The following is a 17969-nucleotide window of genomic DNA, read 5'->3' as shown; positions in this document are numbered from 1 at the left end:
TCTTCCTGCGAGGACGATCGTGCGACCGCGGTACCACCCCGCTTGCCGACACCCATCGTCGGCCACTCATGCGACGGCTGTGACGGGCCTGCCCCGCGCGGTTCTAGTGACCCCGGGGGTTCCCTGGGCGTTCTTCCGCGAGCTCCCCGGTGATGGCCGGATCGGTGCTGATCAGACCATCATACCGGGCGCGTAGGCTCGAGGGATGGCTGCCCGCTCCTCCGGTTCTCTCGGTCCCCGGCCTCCGCGAATCAGCGTCCCCGACGTTCCCACCGACCTCGACGCGGTCAGCGCGCTGCGCAGCCGGGCCGACCTGATCGGCGTTCTCGTCGACGGCCTGGGCGGCGAGGTGGATGCCGCGCACTGCCGTCTCGTCGAGTCTCGGGTGGATGCGGCATCCGGACCGGCCGCCGGTCACGTCGACGCCACGGGCGCCACGTTTGTCGACGTCGCGGTCGACCAGCTCCGCGCGATGGCGCTGGTCGCGCGTGACGGAAGCTGGCGCAATGTCGAGCTGACCGGCGGGCGCATCGCGACGCTCGACGGGCTGCGGGTGCGCTGGGACAGCGTCGTGGTGCGCGGGGCGCACATCGACTACCTCTCGCTGCCGTCCGCCGAGCTCACCGACGTCCTCTTCGTCGACTGCAGCTTCGGCTCGATCGATCTGCCTGAGGCGCGACTCGCGCGGGTCGCCTTCGAGGGATGCCGCGTCGACGAGGTCGACACGCGTGGAATGCGAGGCGACGATGTGGATCTGCGCGGGCTCGAAGTGCTGGCATTCACCGATGTCCGTGCGCTAACCGGTGCCTGGCTTCAGCCCCGACAGGCTGAGCTTCACGCCCCCGCGTTCGCGCAGGCTCTCGGCATCCGGATCGTCGCGTGAACATCGCGACGGCCCGGCTGCGGCTGCGAGAGATGACCGACGAGGATCTGCCGGACCTGCGCGCGATCCTCCACGACCCGGAGGCGATGACGGCGTACAACGGCGCGTTCAGCGATGCGGAATCGTCGGCGTGGCTGCGTCGCACGCAGCAGCGGTACCGGGACGACGGTTTCGGGCTGTGGGCGGTCGTGCACGGTGACACCGGGCGGATGATCGGACAGTGCGGCATCACACGCCAGCAGATCGATGGCGACCAGGTCATCGAGGTCGGCTACCTGTTCCAGCGCGCTCACTGGGGTCACGGGTACGCCGTCGAGGCCGCCGCCGGGTGTCGTGACTGGGCGTTTTCGACGCTGGGGATCGACGAGCTGTACGCGAAGATCCGCTCGACGAACGTGGCCTCGATGAACGTCGCGATCCGACTCGGCATGACGGTGCGCCGCACCTTCACCACCCACTACCGCGGCGTCGACATGCCACACCTCGCCTTCGCCGTCGACCGCAGTGCGTGGGAGCGTCACGCCGATGCGCGGCCGACTGGTTCGCGAGGAGATGTCGAGAACTGAGGATCGGATCGGGTCGGGCGCTCCTCGGCATCCGCCATCTCATCGGAACCTACCGGCGCGCGCCCGGTAGACTGGGGCGCACATTCCACACTCAGGCACGCTCACACAGTGCCGCACATATCGCTCGAGGAGACCCATGTCCGACGCGCAGATTCCCGACAAGCCCGCCCTGGAAGGCCTCGAGCAGAAGTGGGATGCCGCGTGGAGCGCGGCAGGCACCTACCTCTTCGACCGCGACGCGGCGAAGGCCAAGGGCCGCGCCGGCGTCTTCTCCGTCGACACGCCGCCGCCGACCGCGTCGGGATCGCTCCACATCGGCCACGTCTTCAGCTACACGCACACCGACGTGAAGGTGCGCTTCGAGCGCATGCGCGGCAAGACCGTTTTTTACCCCATGGGCTGGGATGACAACGGGCTTCCCACCGAGCGTCGTGTGCAGAACTATTACGGCGTGCGCTGCGACACCTCGCTGTCGTACGACCCCTCTTTCACTCCCCCGTTCCGCGGCGACGCGAAGAGCCTGAAGCCCGCGGACCAGGTGCCCATCAGCCGCCGCAACTTCATCGAGCTCTGCGAAGAGCTGACCCTGGAGGACGAGAAGGCGTTCGAGGACGTCTTCCGCCAGCTCGGTCTGTCGGTGGACTGGACGCAGACCTACCGCACGATCTCGGACGACACCATCCGGACGAGCCAGCTCGCGTTCCTGCGCAACCTCGAGCGCGGTGAGGCGTATCAGGCGCTCGCGCCGACGCTGTGGGACATCGACTTCCGCTCCGCGATCGCCCAGGCCGAGCTCGAGGATCGCGAACAGCAGGCGTCGTATCACCGTCTCGCCTTCCACAAGAGCGACGGCTCGGGAGACATCCACATCGAGACGACCCGCCCCGAACTGCTCGCGGCCTGCGTGGCGCTGGTCGCCGATCCCGGCGACGAGCGGTACCAGCCGTACTTCGGCCAGACGGTTCGCACGCCGATCTTCGACGTGGAGGTGCCCGTCCTCGCGCACCCGCTCGCCCAGCAGGACAAGGGTTCGGGCATCGCCATGGTGTGTACGTTCGGAGATGTCACCGACATCATCTGGTGGCGTGAGCTCGATCTGCCCAACCGGACGATCCTCGGCCAGGACGGACGTATCCTTCCCGACGCCCCCGAGGCCGTGACCACGGATGCCGCAAAGGCCGCCTACGCCGAGTTGGCCGGGCTCACCGTCTTCAGCGCCAAGAAGAAGATGGTCGAGCTGCTGGAGGCCTCGGGCGAGCTGCAGCAGGTTTCGAAGCCGTTCAGCCACCCGGTGAAGTTCTACGAGAAGGGTGACCGTGCGCTGGAGATCGTCTCCACGCGCCAGTGGTACCTGCGCAACGGCGCCCGCGACGAGGCGTTCCGCGAGAAGCTCATCGCACTCGGTCAGGGCATGCAGTGGCATCCGGACTTCATGCGCGTGCGCTACGAGAACTGGACCAACGGCCTGACCGGTGACTGGCTCATCAGCCGCCAGCGCTTCTTCGGCGTGCCGATCCCCGTCTGGTATCCGCTCGACGAGAACGGCGAGCGGGTCGAGGGCGGTGTGATCACCGCCGAGGTCGCGAGCCTGCCGGTCGATCCGACGACCGACGTGCCGCCCGGGTTCACGGAGTCCCAGCGCGGCGTGCCGGGCGGTTTCGAGGGCGAGAAGGACATCTTCGACACGTGGGCGACGTCCTCGCTCACGCCGCAGCTGGCGGGTGGATGGCAGCGCGACGAGGAACTGTGGAGCGTCGTCGCACCGTTCGACCTGCGCCCGCAGGGCCAGGACATCATCCGCACGTGGCTGTTCTCGACGATGGTGCGTTCGGCTCTCGAGGACGATCGGGCTCCGTGGTCGGATGCCGCCATCAGCGGCTTCATCGTCGACCCCGACCGCAAGAAGATGTCGAAGTCCAAGGGCAACGTGGTCACCCCCGCCGACATCCTCGACCAGCACGGCACCGACGCGGTGCGGTACTGGGCCGCATCGAGCCGGCTCGGCGCCGATGCCGCGTTCGACCCCCAGAACCCGACGCAGGTGAAGATCGGGCGACGCCTGGCGATCAAGGTGCTCAATGCAGCCAAGTTCGTGCTGTCGTTCCCCGTGCCGGCGGGCGCCGAGGTGACCCACGCTCTGGATGCCGCGATGCTCGCGACTCTCGACCGTGTGGTGCGCGATGCCACGGCCGCCTTTGAGGCGTACGACCATGCCCGCGCGCTGGAGATCACCGAAGCGTTCTTCTGGACGTTCTGCGACGACTATCTCGAACTCGTCAAGGAGCGCGCCTACAACCAGACCGACGTCGGACAGGCCTCCGCGGCACTCGCGTTGCGCACGGCGCTGTCGACGTTGCTGCGTCTCCTCGCCCCCGTGCTCGCGTTCGCGACGGAGGAAGCCTGGTCATGGTTCGAGGACGGCTCGGTGCACACCGCGTCCTGGCCTGAGCCTGTCGACGGCGGCGCACCCGGTGACCCGGGCGTGCTCGCGGCGGCCAGCGCTGCGCTCATCGGCATCCGCCGTGCCAAGACCGAGGCCAAGGCGTCTCAGAAGACGCCGGTGGCGCGCCTCGTGCTCGGCGGCGACGACGTGACCATCGCCGCCCTCCGTCTCGCAGAGGGCGACCTCAAGGCTGTCGGGCGCATCGCCGAGCTGGAGCTGGTCGGTGGCGGGGAAGGCCTGGTCGTGCAGGCCGTCGAGCTCGCTCCGGAGGCGTGAGATGCAGCTCGGGACACGATGGACCAGCGGCGACGAGCCGCCGGCGGCCGTTCCTGCCGTCCTGCGACCGCAGATCCACGCTGTCGATCGCGCGCTTCCCGGCGACGACCTCGGCCAGCCGCGCCCTCGCTGGACGCTAACCTTCTTGGAGGGGCGCCCGATCGCCGAGTTGGACACCGGCGTGATCGTGGAGGCCACGGCATCCGGTGAGGTGCTCGTGCGGCACGACGACGAGGATGAGTTCGGCTGAGAACGGGCGCTCCTAGGTGAAGGACGGCGTCGGCGGCACGACGTCGTAGACGAGCCGGGCGAAGGGCCCAGCCGCGTGAGCAGAGCGCAAGGAGAGGTGCTTTGCTTCGATGCGCCGGGGCAGCAGCGGCGCCCCTGCGCCGAGCGTGACGGGCGCGACCGACACGGCGATCTCGTCGAGGGCACCCGCCTCGAAGAACTGACCCGCCAGGTCTCCGCCCCCTACGACCCAGATGTCACGGTCTCCTGCCGACGCGCGGATCCGCGGCAGCGCCGCAGCGACCGCACCGGAGACGAAGGTGACATCGGCGCCCGCGGGAATCGGCAGCGCGCGCGTGGTGAAGACGAACGTGGGTGTGTCGCCATAGAGCTCTCGCCAGCGCTCGGGGCGCGCCAGCAGATCCTCCGCCGCGAGTACCCACTCGTACGTCGTCGCCCCCTGCACCAGAGCGCCGACGTTCGAGGGAAGCAGGTCTGGATCGGGGTCGGTCCCGCCGGCCGCAGCGAAGAGCCACTCGAGTGAGCCGTCCGTATCGGCGATGAAGCCGTCGAGCGAAACGGCGGTGTCGAAGATGATTCGTCCCATGCCGACGACAGTAGGGGTCTGCTCCGACATCGCCGACTCGAGCGCCGTCAAGCGATCTCCGCTCCCGCCTGTCGCGTCCCCGCGATGAGCAGTCGCATGCCGAAGAGAGCGACGATCGCCGTCGCGGCGCCACCGATGAGGAAGGGTAGGCGCAGATCGATCCGCGCGACGAGGCCGCCGAGGATCGTGGCGATCGGGAACAGCCCCCAGGTGAGGGTGCGCGTGATGCCGAGCACGCGGCCGAACATATCGGGCGGGATGATCTGCTGACGCAGGCTGCCCCACGGCACGTTCCAGATCGACACCGCGCACGCGGCGGTTGCGAAGGCGAGGATGGCCGTCCAGACCGACGGTGCGATGCCGGTGAGCAGCATCGCGACACCTCCGCCGAGGATTGCTGCGAACATCACCGGGCCCCGCCCCCATCGAGCCACCAGACGCGGCGCGAGCAGCGATCCGCACAGGGCGCCTACCCCGAGACCGGCGGTGACGAACCCGATGGCAGCGGCCGGGACGGCTAGCGCGTCGACGAAGAAGAGGACGATGACCGCCTGCGCGAAAGCCAGCGCGCTTCCGGTGAACGAGGTGAACACGACCATCGTGCGCAGATAGCGGTGATGCCACAGGTAGGAGAGCGCCTCCCGCGCCCCCGAGCGCTGTGCAGCAGGACGAGCGGCGTCGTCGGGATCGGCCGGCGCGCGAAGCGGCCGAGCCGCCGAAAGGGGAAGCAGCAGAGCGAGGACGACCGGGACAAGGTACCCCGCCGAACCGATCCAGAGCGGCAGGGCGAGTGAGGCGGCGAACAGGATGCCGGAGATCGGGGTGGCGATGAAACTGTCGACGGTCACCTGAGCAGCCTGGATCCACCCGTTCGCGCGATCGAGCTGATCACGCTCGACCACGCCGGGGATGACCGCATTCGTGGCGTTGTCGAACAGCGTCTCGCCCAGACCGAACACCAGCGTGCCGACGAACAGCGCCCAGAGGCTCAGGCTGCCGGAGGCACCGAGGACGGCGAGCCACAGCGCCACGCTTCCCCGGATCACGTTCGCCAACGCCATGACGTAGCGCCGATCCAGGCGGTCGACGATCATCCCCGCGGGCAAGCCGAAAATCAACCACGGCACGAACGCCAGTGCCGACAGCACCGAGATCACCAGCGGGTCGGAGCTCAGCGTGATGGCGATCAGGGGCACCGCCGTGCGTCCGACACCGTCGGCGAGGTTGCTGAAGACCGCCGCCGACCACAGCGTGCGAAAACCCCGCCCGAGCGGGGCCCGGTGGACGGGTGGCAGCGGCGAGGACGCCGGTGCCCCGGCATCCTTGTGCGTGGCGGGAGTCGTCATGAGCTGAGTCCATCTTCGGGGAGCGGGAAAACATCGGTGCGGATGCTGATGGGATGGAGGTCCGCGCCGGTCTGATCGCGGTAGAGGTCGCCGTAGCGCAGCACGAGCTCGTGCATCTCGGTGATGAGCGCCTCCGTCTGCGCCGGAGTGAGTCGCAACGTCGAGGTGGCGACCATCGCGTTGGCTTCGTCGAGGCCGTCGGGAGAGGCCAAGCTCTCGGTCACGTAGCGCATCAACTGCTGGTGACGCCGCGTGAGGAACTCGCTCATGACGAGCTGCGTGGCCGCCTTGCCGGCGGGCGTCTTCATCGCCGCCGGGTTGGTGAAGGAGATGCCGCCGCGGGGCCGCTCCCACCAGCGCTCGCGTCCCGTGCCGCGGTCACTGATCTCTCGGATGAGGTCGTGCTTCGCGAGTGCGCGCAGGTGGTAGCTGGTTGCCCCGGACGACTCCCCCGTCATCGCCGCCAAGGAACTGGCCGTCTGCGGGCCGTACTGGTTGAGGATGTCGAAGATCTCGATCCGCAGCGGGTGGGCGAGGGCGCGCAGCGCTCCGGCGTCGAGTCGGCGCTCTTCGGCGCGTCCCGTTACGGATCCGTCGGGTGCATCATCGGGGGTCATGATGCAAAGCTACTCGTGCAAAGAAGCCTTTGCAACCAGATCTTTGGAGATTTCCGGCCTACGCTGGAGGGATGATCGACGTCGACTCCAATCCTCTGCTGGCACCCTCTTCACTGCCCTACGGCCTCCCCGACTACTCGTCGATCGCCCCGGCGCACTATCTCCCCGCGTTCATGGAGGGGTTCGCGCGGCACCGCAGCGAGATCGATGCCATCGTCGCTGACGCGTCCGCCCCCACCTTCGAGAACACGATCGTCGCGTTGGAGCGCGCCGGAGAGCTCTTGGGCCAGGTGGCGCGCACCTTCTACACGGTCTCCTCCGCCGACGCGACGCCCGAGATCCAGGAGGTCGAAGAGACGCTCGCGCCGCTGATGGCCGCCCATCACGATGCCGTGCAATTGGACGGCGCGCTCTTCGCGAGAGTACGGGCCGTTTTCGACAGTCGCGACGAACATGCGCTGAGCGCAGAGGAGCGCTATCTGGTCGAACGTCGATTCCGCGAGATGGCTCATGCCGGCGCGGGGCTCGACGATGCCGAGAAGCAGCAGCTCACGGATCTCAACCAGCGGCTGTCGGTGCTCACGACGACGTTCGAGAAGAATCTGCTCGCGGACACGAACGACCTCGCCGTCGTCTTCGACTCCGCGGACGAACTCGACGGCCTGACGGACGGTGAGTTGTCTGCCGCCGCGCAGAATGCCGCGGACCGCGGACTCGAGGGGCGCTACGTCGTGACGCTCACGCTCTTCACCGGGCATCCGTACCTGTCGAGCCTCACGCGCCGCGAGAGCCGCCGACGTCTGCTCGCGGCCTCGCGATCGCGTGGTGCGCGCGGCAATGCGAACGACAATCGCGACGTGCTGCGTGAGATCGTGCGCCTGCGTGCGCAGCGGGCTGCGCTCCTCGGATACGAGAACCACGCCGCCTACGTGACCAGCGACGAGACGGCCGGCTCTCCCGGGGCCGTCCGTGCGCTGTTGCGGCAGCTCGCTGCACCGGCGGCGGCCAACGCGCGTGCGGAGCAGGCGGCGCTGCAGGCGATGGTGGACGCTGAGCCCGAGCCGTTCCCACTCGAAGCGCACGACTGGGCGTTCTATACCGAGCGTGTGCGCGAAGCGGAGTATGCCGTGGATCGCACGGCACTGCGGCCCTGGTTCGAGGCGGAGCGGGTGCTCGTCGACGGGGTCTTCTTCGCCGCGTCCTCGCTGTACGGCATCACGTTCACCGAACGTCCCGATCTTCCCGCCTACCACCCCGACGTGCGCGTCTTCGAAGTGCGCAACGCCGACGGATCCGCGCTCGGCCTGTTCCTCTTCGACCTCTACACGCGCGACACCAAGCGCGGCGGGGCGTGGATGAACTCGATCGTGACCCAGTCGCACCTGCACGGTACGCGCTCGATCGTGGTGAACAACCTCAATGTGCCCAAGCCGGCCGCCGGGCAGCCGACGCTGTTGACGCTCGACGAGGTCACGACGATGTTCCACGAGTTCGGGCACGCGCTGCACGGCCTGTTCGCGACGGTGACCTTCCCGCACTTCGCGGGGACTGCCGTCTTCCGCGACTTCGTGGAGTTTCCGAGCCAGGTGAACGAGATGTGGATCCTCTGGCCGGAGGTGCTCTCGTCGTACGCGCGGCACATCGAGACCGGTGAGCCGTTGCCCGCCGACGTCGTCGCCCGCCTGCACGCCTCCGAAGCCTTCAACCAGGGGTTCGCGACGAGCGAGTATCTGGCGGCGGCGTGGCTCGATCAGGCCTGGCACGGCGTGAACGTCGAGGAGGTCGATGCGGTGACGGACGTCGCCGCGTTCGAGGCAGCGGCGCTGGCGGACATCGGTCTGCACAATCCGGTCGTGCCGACGCGGTACTCGTCCACCTACTTCGCTCACGTGTTCTCGGGCGGCTACAGCGCGGGCTACTACTCGTACATCTGGAGCGAAGTGCTCGACGCCGACACGGTCGAGTGGTTCGCGGAGAACGGGGGCTTGACCCGCGCCGGCGGCGATCGCTTCCGCGAGCGGGTGCTCGGAGTGGGCGGCTCGAAGGACCCGGTGGAGGCGTACCGTGACTTCCGCGGGCGGGATGCCGACATCGCGCCTCTGCTGGTGCGGCGAGGACTCGGAAGCTGACGAGCGGGCGGGAGGCGGTGTGCGATGGCGCCACCTCCCGCTGCCTCGCTCAGGGTGTCGCCGAGGGAATCGGAAGGGGCGTCGCTGACGGCGAGGGGGCTGCGGACGCGGGGAGGGTCGGCGTCGAGGACGGAATCGAGGCGGGGCATTCGATCGGCCGATAGGACGAGCGACCCTGCCGCACGTGGAACCGGAAGCACTCCGTGGCGCTTCCTGCGGCGACACCGGGCTGGAAGAGTTCGCGGGACGGTTGCGGTTGGACGCTCACGCGCAGGCGGACGTCGATGCGTGCCCCGTCGGGATCGGACGTCGACCCGCGCCACGAATACGCGTGGACGTCGGCTCCCCCGACCGTCCCGATGAACTCGGCGCCGGCGAGCGTCTGTGCATCCACACCCGGGCCCGGCTGGTTCACCCGCCGTTGCAGCTCGCGTGCCGCCATGTCGACGCGCGCATGCGCGATCGATTCTCCGTCGCGCGGGCCGAAGGCGTGCATGAAGGTGACGGCACCGACTCCGGCGAGGATGAGGGTGGCCATCACGATGGCGACGGCGATGCGGAGCACGCGAACGCCTTTGCGTGGCTGTTCCCGGTGTGTGTGTGGCGCGGACACCGTTTCAGGCGCTCTTGCGCTTGTGCTCCAGCACGAGGGTCGGTGGAGCTCCCTCGGTGACGGCTGCGCGGGTCACGATGACCTTGGCGACGTCATCCGTGGAGGGGATTTCGAACATGATGGGACCGAGCACATCCTCGAGGATCGCGCGCAGGCCGCGGGCGCCGGTCTTGCGGGCGACGGCGAGGTCGGCGATCGCGCGGAGGGCGTCGTCCTCGAACTCCAGCTCTGCGCCGTCGAGTTCGAACATGCGCTGATACTGCTTCACGAACGCATTCTTCGGTCCGGTGAGGATCTCGATGAGTGCCGCCTGGTCGAGCGGCGCGACGGACGTCACCACGGGCAGGCGGCCGATGAACTCGGGGATCAGGCCGAACTTGTGGAGGTCTTCGGGCTGGACCTCGCCGAAGAGGTTGAGGTCCTCGGACTTGCGATGCAGTGGTGCACCAAAACCGATGCCGTGCTTGCCGACACGCGCGGAGATGATGTCCTCGAGGCCCGCGAAGGCGCCCGCGACGATGAACAGCACGTTGGTGGTGTCGATCTGGATGAACTCCTGGTGCGGGTGCTTGCGGCCGCCCTGCGGCGGCACGGAGGCGACCGTTCCCTCCAGGATCTTCAGCAGCGCCTGCTGGACGCCCTCTCCGGACACGTCGCGCGTGATCGACGGGTTCTCGGCCTTACGCGCGATCTTGTCGACCTCGTCGATGTAGATGATGCCGGTCTCGGCGCGCTTGACATCGAAATCGGCGGCCTGCAAGAGCTTCAGGAGGATGTTCTCGACGTCTTCGCCGACGTAGCCGGCCTCGGTGAGCGCCGTGGCGTCGGCGACGGCGAAGGGCACGTTCAGTCGCTTGGCGAGCGTCTGGGCGAGATAGGTCTTCCCGCACCCGGTGGGGCCGAGCAGCAGGATGTTGCTCTTCGCGATCTCCACCTCGTCGGCGCGCTGCTCGGCCGACTGCAGGGTCCCGTGGGCGCGGACCCGTTTGTAATGGTTGTACACGGCCACGGCGAGAGCCCTCTTCGCCGGCTCCTGACCGACGACGTACTCCTCCAGGAAGGAGAAGATCTCGCGAGGCTTCGGGAGGTCGAAGTCGCTGACGACACCGTCGGCGGACTCCGCCATGCGCTCTTCGATGATCTCGTTGCAGAGTTCGACGCACTCGTCGCAGATGTACACGCCGGGACCGGCGATCAACTGCTGCACCTGCTTCTGGCTCTTGCCGCAGAAGGAGCATTTGAACAGGTCGGCGCTCTCACCGATGCGAGCCATGATGCTCCTCCTCCAGAGACCTCTCAGGGATGCGCTTCGAGCCTAACCGCTGATACGGACATCTCGCCGGATTGCGATGCGGATGTGAAACTCTCGATGCGCGATGAGGCCCCGCTGGCGAGGCGACGGCGGGGCCTCATCGACGATGACACGCGGTCAGGACGTCAGTGCGGCCGGAACGCGCTTGCGCGAGGTCAGGACCTGGTCGACGACGCCGTACTCGAGGGCCTCGGCTGCCGACAGGATCTTGTCGCGGTCGATGTCCTTGTGTACCTGCTCCTGCGTGCGGTTGGTGTGGCGCGCCATCGTCTCTTCCAGCCACGTGCGCATGCGCATGATCTCGGCGGCTTGGATCTCGATGTCCGACGCCTGGCCGTGCCCGGACTCGCCGACGGCGGGCTGATGCATCAGGATGCGGGCATTGGGCAACGCCAGACGCTTGCCCGGGGCTCCGGCGGCGAGCAGCACGGACGCGGCAGAGGCCGCCTGGCCGAGCACGACCGTCTGGATCTCCGGAGACACGAACTGCATCGTGTCGTAGATGGCCGTCATCGCGGTGAAGGAGCCGCCCGGCGAGTTGATGTACATGATGATGTCGCGGTCGGGATCCTGCGACTCGAGCACGAGCAGCTGCGCCATGACGTCGTCCGCAGATGCGTCGTCGACCTGGACGCCGAGGAAGATGATCCGATCCTCGAACAGCTTGTTGTACGGGTCCTGGCGCTTGTAGCCGTAGGCGGTGCGCTCTTCGAACTGCGGCAGGATGTAGCGGCTGGAGGGCATCTGGAAGCCCTGCGGGATGCCGGCGGTGGGCATGTTCATTCTCGGTTCCTTCAGTTCTTGGTGCCGCCGCCGCCGATGACATCGGTGGCCGACTCGCGGATGTGGTCGACGAAGCCGTACGCCAGGGCCTCCTCGGCGGAGAACCAGCGATCCCGGTCGCCGTCGGCGTTGATCTGCTCCACGGACTTGCCGGTCTGGGCGGCAGTGATCTCCGCCAGGCGCTTCTTCATGTCGAGGATGAGCTGCGCCTGCGTCTGGATGTCGCTCGCCGTGCCGCCGAAACCGCCGTGCGGCTGGTGCAGCAGCACGCGCGCGTTGGGCGTGATGTAGCGCTTGCCCTTCGTGCCCGCGGTCAGCAGCAGCTGGCCCATCGACGCGGCCATGCCGATACCGACCGTGACGATGTCGTTCGGCACGAACTGCATGGTGTCGTAGATCGCCATGCCGGCGGTGATCGAGCCGCCGGGCGAGTTGATGTAGAGGTAGATGTCCTTCTCGCTGTCCTCGGCCGCGAGGAGCAGGATCTTGGCGCAGATCTCGTTCGCGTTCTCGTCGCGCACCTCCGACCCCAGCCAGATGATGCGGTCTCTCAGCAGCCTGTCGAAGACGCTCGTAGCGACAAGTGGTTCAGCCATGGATACTCCTGATTCCGGGTTTCCGTACGCCATTGAATCTATCTGCGCGGGCACGCCGCCTCGCCCGTGTTCGCCGTCGGCGGAGCCTCGTGTCGCAGGTGTCACGAGCGGGAACGACGAAGGGCCGGTTGCCGCAGCATCCGACCCTTCGTGGGGACGCGTCCCCGTGGACTTACTCCGCGTCGGCCTTCTTCGCCGACACCTTCTTGGCGGCGGGCTTCTTCGCGGCGGGCTTCTTCGCGGCCGGCTCCTCGGCGGCATCCGCGTCGGCCTTCTTGGCCGCGGGCTTGCGCGCGGGCGCCTTCTTCGCCGGCTTCGCCTCTGCGGCGGCAGCCTCATCGGCGATCTCCTCCGCCTCCGCGACGACCTCGGCCTCGGCCTCGGCCTCATCCTCGACGACGAAGCCGGTCAGGTCGACCGCCTTGCCGTTGGTGTCGACGACCGACACCTTGCCGAGGGCGATCGCGAGGGCCTTGTTGCGGGCGACCTCGCCGACCATGGCGGGCAGCTGCCCACCCTGCTGAAGAGCGTCGACGAACTCCTGGGGAGCCATACCGTACTGCGCGGCCGACTGGATGAGGTACTGCGTCAGCTCCTCCTGCGAGACCTGCACGTCGTGCGCCTCGGCGAGCTTGTCGAGGATCATCTGCGTGCGGAACTGCTTCTCGCTGGCCTCGGTGACCTCGGCACGGTGCTCGTCGTCCTCCAGGCGGCCCTCGCCCTCGAGGTGCGTGTGCACCTCGTCCTCGACCAGCTGCGCCGGTACCGGGATCTCGACCTTGGCGAGCAGCGCCTCGATGAGCTTGTCGCGCGCCGCAGCGCCCTGGAGGTACACCGACTGCTCCGAGACACGCTCGGCGAGGCTCTCGCGCAGCTCTGCGATGGTGTCGAACTCGCTGGCCATCTGCGCGAAGTCGTCGTCGGCCTCGGGCAGCTCGCGCTCCTTGACGGCGGTGACGGTCACCGAGACCTCCGCCTCCTGGCCGGCGTGGTCGCCGCCGACGAGGGAGCTGCGGAACGTCGTGTCCTCACCGGCGGTGAGCGACTCGACGGCCTCGTCGATGCCCTCGAGCAGCTCGCCGGAGCCGACCTCGTACGACACGCCCTCTGCGCGGTCGATCTCCGCGCCGTCGATCGTTGCGACGAGGTTCAGCTCGACGAAGTCGCCCTTGGCTGCGGGACGGTCGACGGTCACCAGCGTGCCGAAACGGCCGCGCAGGCGGTCGAGCTCCGCATCGACGGCGGCCGCGTCGGTCTCGACGGCGTCGATCTCGACGGTGACGTCGTCGAGGGCCGGCAGATCGAACTCGGGACGCACGTCCACCTCGACCTCGACCTTGAGGTCACCGGAGAAGTCCTTGTCGCTGGGCCATTCGATGACCTCGGCCGACGGACGGCCGACGATGCGCACCTCGTTGGCGGTGACGGCTTCGCGGTAGAAGGCATCCAGTCCCTCGCTGACCGCGTGTTCGATGACGGCACCACGGCCGACGCGCTGGTCGATGATCGGGGCGGGAACCTTGCCCTTGCGGAAACCGGGGATCTGGATGTCCTGGGCGATGTGCTCGTACGCGTGCGAGATGCTCGGCTTGAGCTCGTCCGGGGTGACCGTGATGTGCAGCTTGACCCGCGTGGGGCTGAGCTTCTCGACGGTGCTGGTGACCATGCCTGTGTTCTCCTCGTGTCCGGACGCACACGTGCGCGTCCGTGGTTTCTTAGGTCTGGGGGTCGTTCGTGTCGGGGCGACAGGATTTGAACCTGCGGCCTCCCGCTCCCAAAGCGGGCGCTCTACCAAGCTGAGCTACGCCCCGGGCGCGCACTCACCTTTTCAGGTCGCGTGCGCCGAATAACGGCCGTTGGTCAGTCTAGCCGACAAGACCTTGTAGACTCTTCGGGATGCCGCTCGCGAGCGGCCCCGGGGATGTAGCTCAATGGTAGAGCCTCAGTCTTCCAAACTGATGGTGCGGGTTCGATTCCCGTCATCCCCTCCACATGAGCATCGAGGGGCCTGCTTTCCGGCGTTTCCAAAGTGCCGTCCCGAACCGCCACGGCAGGTTCCCGGGTCTGTTCGCGCTCGGACGACCTCACCTGGACGTGTCACCTACGCGGACGATGTTCAGATCGTCGCCGTTCCGCTGACTGACCCGGAGCACTGGCCCTCCACGACGTCAGCGGCCCGACCCGGTCAGCACCGCGGGATCCACGAACGATCGACGCCGCACCGATGGCGGAGTAGTCGACCAGGATGGATGCACGCTCGCGAGGCGAGCACGACGTGAGGTAGAGACGTTGACCCTTCCCTCGACATACCGTCGCTGACTGGTGTCCAGGGGATTCGGCGAGGAGCCGTCGCGGAGGGCGAGCCGCCGCACTGACTCCGTGGCCGGGACGTCGAGAAAGACAGTCGTATCCCAGACGTCGCGCAGCTCGTCACGGTGGAGGAAGATTCCGTCGATGATCACCGTTGCGCCGGCGATCACCGGAAGCCGAGGAGCGGACACAAGCGCGTCGCTGTCGACGTCGTGGACCGCGGCTAGATAGGTGCCCGTCCCCGAGCGGAACGGCACGACGACCTCACGCCGAAAGGCAGCGTAGTCGTAGGAATCGAGCCAGAAGCCTTCGGGTGAGTCGCGACCACGCGCATGTCGCGCTGCGCGTGACCGATGGAACCCATCGATGGAGATCCTTACGACCGCTCTCGCCGGTCGCATGATCTCCGCGAGGTTGTCCGCGAGCGTGGTCTTGCCGGCGCCGTCCACACCGTCGATGGCGATGAAGGTGCACGCCGTACCCGGGGCCGGAGCCGGCAGCAACCGCGCCAACTCCTCGACGAAACTCGAACGCGGCAACATCAGCGCCCGTCGGATGCCGTCGCGTGCGCGGTCGAGTGCGCCCGATAAATCTGGGCGTTGCGGAGGATCCCCGCCTTCTCCTCGTCGGTGAGCTCGCGGCGGACTTTGGCGGGCACGCCGGCAACCAGCGACCCCTCCGGGATGACGGACCCTTCGAGCACGACGGCTCCCCCGGCGATCAGGCACCCCGAACCGATGACCGCACCCGACAGCACCACGCTGCCCATGCCGATCAGCGAGCCATCGCCGATCGTGCACCCGTGCACCACGGCGTTGTGACCCACCGACACATCCCGCCCGATGACCACGGGGTGCTCGGCATCCACGTGCACCGAGACGTTGTCCTGCAGGTTGCTTCCGGCTCCCAGCGTGATCGAAGCACTGTCGCCGCGGACGACGGCGTTGTACCAGACGCTTGCGCCCTCTTCGAGGGTGACGTCGCCGACCAGGCGTGCGCCGGAGGCGACGAACGCGGTCGCGTGTACGACCGGCCGACCGGCCGGGATGGACAGGATCGAGGCGTCGTCGGCGATCGTCATGTGGCCGACGATAGTCGCTGCGGCATATTCACGGCCCATCCGTAAGCCCAGCCTTTTCTACCTTGCGGAATGCAGGGCGCTCGGTAGCGTTGTCATCAACGTGGGAGAACCCCGACGAACGGAGACGAGATCATGACCAAGACGCAGAACATTTCCATGACCGCTGCCGGCCCCGAGGCGGCCGCCGGCACCGCCCAGTTCCTGACGCCCGTCGTGCTCGGACTGCAGGCCCTGGCCGTCAACGGCAAGCAGGCGCACTGGAACGTGCGCGGCGCGAACTTCATCGCGATCCATGAGCTGCTCGACCAGATCGTCAGCAACGCTCGGGGCTTCGCCGACCTCGCAGCGGAGCGCATCGTCGCCCTCGGTCTGCCGGTCGACGCGCGTGTGTCCACGGTCGCCGAGAAGACCGACGCCACCTCGGTGCCGGCTGGCTTCGCGCAGTGGCAGGACGAGATCGTCGCCATCGTCTCGGACATGGATGCCGTCATCTCCGACGTGCAGGCCGCGATCGACGGACTCGACGAGACCGACCTCACCAGCCAGGACGTCGCGATCGCCATCAAGGCCGGCCTCGAGAAGGACCGCTGGTTCCTCTCGGCCCACCTCGCCGCGTAGTCACAGCTCGACACGAACGCCCCGGGACGACATCCCGGGGCGTTCGTTGTTCGTCGGGGCTCATGACACGTGCGTGAGACGGCCCTCGATCATGGTCGCCCGGGCGACAGTCGCGCGCAGGCTTGCCTCATCGGCGCTCAGCGGGTCGCGGTCGACCACGACGAGATCGGCCACGTCGCCGGGGAACAGGGCCGAGCCGGTGTGCGATCCGCCGTCGGTGGAGGCGGCGAGGGCGGTCGCGGCATCCACGCCCTCTTCGGGGCGCCAGGCCGGGCGCCCGTCGCGGGTCCGGAACACGGCGGCAGCCATCGCTGCCCACGGATCCAGCGGGGCGACAGGCGCATCGGATCCGAAGAAGAGGTTGGCGCCGGATGCCGCCAGCGAACGCAGCGCGTACGGGATGCCGGTCTGCGTCGCCCAGATCGTGTCGGTCATGTCGCGGTCATCGATCGCGTGCTCCGGCTGCACGCTGGCACCGACGCCGAGGCGCGCGAAGCGGGGGATGTCGACGTGGGCGACCAGCTGTGCGTGCTCGATGGTGCCGGTCGCACCGGTGGTCGCGAACGCGTCGAGCGCGTGCGAATTCGCGACGTCGCCGATGGCGTGCACGGCGCACGCCAGCCCTCCCCCTGTGGCGCGGGTCATCAGCTCCGCGAGCGTTTCCGGGGGCACGGTGAGCAGCCCGCGGTTGTGGGGGTCGCCGGGATAGGGGTGCGAGCATGCTGCCGTGCGGGTGCCGAGCGAGCCGTCGGTGATGATCTTCAGCGGCCCGACGCGGACGAGCCCCGCCCGATCCAGCGCGTCGCCCGACGCCAGCCTCTCCGCCAGGGCGCGGTCGAGCTGCGCCGGATAGATGCCGAAGCGGACGCGGGCGGCGTCGAACCCGGCATCCAGGCGGCGGCGCCACGCATCCGCATTCCACGCCATGTCGAGATCGACGATGCCCACGATCCCGCGCGCAGCGGCGTCGTCGAGTGCCGCCGTCACCAGCCGGTCGCCGACGAGAGGATCGGCGGCGTTCAGTCGACGGGAGATCTCGAACGCGGGTTCTTCCCGCAGCACACCGGTCTCATCGGCCGTGAAGCCCTCGCGTCGCAACGCCGCGGTGTTGAGCCACACGCTGTGCACGTCGGCGTTGATCAGGTACGTGGGCACATCGCCGGTCGCCGCGTCGAGAGCCGCGAGGGTCATCTCGTCGGGCCACAGCGCATCGCGAAAGCCGGTGCCGATACGTCGACCGTCGCCGAGCGGCGCCGCACCGGCCATCAGAGCGGCGGCCTCGGCGGCCGAGCCCACCGAGCCCAGCGCCACGCGCTGCGCCACGAGTGCCCACTGGACGGTGTGCACGTGGTGGTCCCAGAGCCCCGGGATCACCCAGCCGCCATCCGCGTCGAGCACCTCTCCGCGTCGGAGAAGGGCGCGCACCGGGGCGATGTCGACAATCCGCCCCTGGGCGAGGTGGATGTCGACCGGGTCGTCACCGAACGGGTCGAGCCGGTCGGCACCGGTGAGGCGGGCGTTGGCGATGACGTCGACGGTCGCGCCTCGCGGCGGCATCCCG

The 17969-nt window shown here is 68.3% G+C and carries 17 protein-coding genes and 2 tRNA genes; 7 read left to right on the top strand and 12 right to left on the bottom strand.

Annotated elements, in window-relative coordinates; translation table 11 throughout:
• Positions 1-205: 205 nt before the first annotated feature.
• The 4 genes from AS96_RS03005 to AS96_RS02990 all read left to right on the top strand — a co-directional run bounded on the left by AS96_RS03005 (position 206) and on the right by AS96_RS02990 (position 4418).
• Positions 206-883 (top strand): pentapeptide repeat-containing protein, encoded by a 678-nt coding sequence (locus AS96_RS03005; RefSeq protein ID WP_036285480.1) that lies wholly within the window; start codon positions 206-208, stop codon positions 881-883.
• Positions 880-1449, top strand: coding sequence for a GNAT family N-acetyltransferase (locus AS96_RS03000; RefSeq protein ID WP_036285478.1), 570 nt, complete (start codon positions 880-882; stop codon positions 1447-1449). The genes AS96_RS03005 and AS96_RS03000 overlap by 4 nt, the downstream gene beginning before the upstream one ends.
• A gap of 136 nt (positions 1450-1585) precedes the next feature.
• Positions 1586-4168: a valine--tRNA ligase gene (valS, locus tag AS96_RS02995; RefSeq protein ID WP_036285476.1), complete on the top strand. Its 2583-nt coding sequence runs from the start codon at positions 1586-1588 to the stop codon at positions 4166-4168.
• 1 nt (position 4169) lies between these two features.
• Entirely contained in the window at positions 4170-4418 is a 249-nt protein-coding gene (locus tag AS96_RS02990) for a hypothetical protein (protein ID WP_036285474.1), read from the top strand.
• A gap of 12 nt (positions 4419-4430) precedes the next feature.
• Here the strand turns inward: AS96_RS02990 and AS96_RS02985 are convergent, their stop codons facing one another.
• The 3 genes from AS96_RS02985 to AS96_RS02975 are packed head-to-tail and all read right to left on the bottom strand — an operon-like array spanning position 4431 to position 6966.
• Entirely contained in the window at positions 4431-5003 is a 573-nt protein-coding gene (locus AS96_RS02985) for a dihydrofolate reductase family protein (RefSeq protein ID WP_197017254.1), read from the bottom strand.
• A gap of 47 nt (positions 5004-5050) precedes the next feature.
• Positions 5051-6349 (bottom strand): MFS transporter, encoded by a 1299-nt coding sequence (locus AS96_RS02980; protein WP_036285471.1) that lies wholly within the window; start codon positions 6347-6349, stop codon positions 5051-5053.
• Entirely contained in the window at positions 6346-6966 is a 621-nt protein-coding gene (locus AS96_RS02975; protein ID WP_036285469.1) for a winged helix-turn-helix domain-containing protein, read from the bottom strand. The genes AS96_RS02980 and AS96_RS02975 overlap by 4 nt, the downstream gene beginning before the upstream one ends.
• 71 nt (positions 6967-7037) lie before the next feature.
• Between AS96_RS02975 and AS96_RS02970 the strand changes: the two genes are divergently transcribed.
• The gene (locus AS96_RS02970; RefSeq protein WP_036285468.1) at positions 7038-9095 is read left to right on the top strand and encodes a M3 family metallopeptidase; all 2058 of its coding nucleotides are present in this window, start codon (positions 7038-7040) and stop codon (positions 9093-9095) included.
• A gap of 49 nt (positions 9096-9144) precedes the next feature.
• Here the strand turns inward: AS96_RS02970 and AS96_RS02965 are convergent, their stop codons facing one another.
• The 6 genes from AS96_RS02965 to AS96_RS02940 all read right to left on the bottom strand — a co-directional run bounded on the left by AS96_RS02965 (position 9145) and on the right by AS96_RS02940 (position 14210).
• Positions 9145-9660 (bottom strand): hypothetical protein, encoded by a 516-nt coding sequence (locus AS96_RS02965; RefSeq protein WP_036285466.1) that lies wholly within the window; start codon positions 9658-9660, stop codon positions 9145-9147.
• A 52-nt stretch (positions 9661-9712) separates the two neighbouring features.
• On the bottom strand, positions 9713-10981 hold the full coding sequence (gene clpX, locus AS96_RS02960) for an ATP-dependent Clp protease ATP-binding subunit ClpX (protein WP_036285463.1): 1269 nt from the start codon (positions 10979-10981) through the stop codon (positions 9713-9715).
• A gap of 156 nt (positions 10982-11137) precedes the next feature.
• Complete coding sequence (locus AS96_RS02955; RefSeq protein WP_036285461.1) at positions 11138-11803, bottom strand: ATP-dependent Clp protease proteolytic subunit; 666 nt, start codon at positions 11801-11803, stop codon at positions 11138-11140.
• A gap of 11 nt (positions 11804-11814) precedes the next feature.
• On the bottom strand, positions 11815-12399 hold the full coding sequence (locus tag AS96_RS02950) for an ATP-dependent Clp protease proteolytic subunit (RefSeq protein ID WP_016465111.1): 585 nt from the start codon (positions 12397-12399) through the stop codon (positions 11815-11817).
• 172 nt (positions 12400-12571) lie between these two features.
• Positions 12572-14065, bottom strand: coding sequence for a trigger factor (tig, locus tag AS96_RS02945; RefSeq protein WP_036285459.1), 1494 nt, complete (start codon positions 14063-14065; stop codon positions 12572-12574).
• A 71-nt stretch (positions 14066-14136) separates the two neighbouring features.
• Positions 14137-14210: transfer RNA gene (locus tag AS96_RS02940), tRNA-Pro, on the bottom strand.
• A 106-nt stretch (positions 14211-14316) separates the two neighbouring features.
• Here AS96_RS02940 and AS96_RS02935 point away from each other — a divergent pair.
• Positions 14317-14390, top strand: a tRNA-Gly gene (locus AS96_RS02935).
• A gap of 177 nt (positions 14391-14567) precedes the next feature.
• On the opposite strand, the gene AS96_RS02930 is transcribed toward AS96_RS02935, so the two are convergent.
• Both AS96_RS02930 and AS96_RS02925 read right to left on the bottom strand, forming a co-directional pair.
• Positions 14568-15251, bottom strand: a complete 684-nt coding sequence (locus tag AS96_RS02930; protein WP_051498730.1) for a hypothetical protein — start codon at positions 15249-15251, stop codon at positions 14568-14570.
• On the bottom strand, positions 15251-15790 hold the full coding sequence (locus AS96_RS02925) for a gamma carbonic anhydrase family protein (protein WP_036285457.1): 540 nt from the start codon (positions 15788-15790) through the stop codon (positions 15251-15253). Before AS96_RS02925 ends, AS96_RS02930 begins: the two co-directional genes overlap by 1 nt.
• Before the next feature lie 132 nt (positions 15791-15922).
• Here AS96_RS02925 and AS96_RS02920 point away from each other — a divergent pair, with 132 nt between their 5' ends.
• A complete protein-coding gene (locus AS96_RS02920) occupies positions 15923-16408 on the top strand; it encodes a Dps family protein (protein WP_036285456.1) in 486 nt (161 codons plus the stop codon).
• Positions 16409-16468: 60 nt separating this feature from the next.
• Here the strand turns inward: AS96_RS02920 and AS96_RS02915 are convergent, their stop codons facing one another.
• On the bottom strand, positions 16469-17965 hold the full coding sequence (locus AS96_RS02915; RefSeq protein WP_036285569.1) for an amidohydrolase: 1497 nt from the start codon (positions 17963-17965) through the stop codon (positions 16469-16471).
• Between the last annotated feature and the right edge of the window lie 4 nt (positions 17966-17969).

The sequence above is a fragment of the Microbacterium sp. MRS-1 genome (assembly GCF_000585455.1).
GTDB lineage: Bacteria > Actinomycetota > Actinomycetes > Actinomycetales > Microbacteriaceae > Microbacterium > Microbacterium laevaniformans.
Note: the sequence above shows the minus strand (reverse complement) of the source record. Positions and strands in the feature narration are given on the sequence as shown.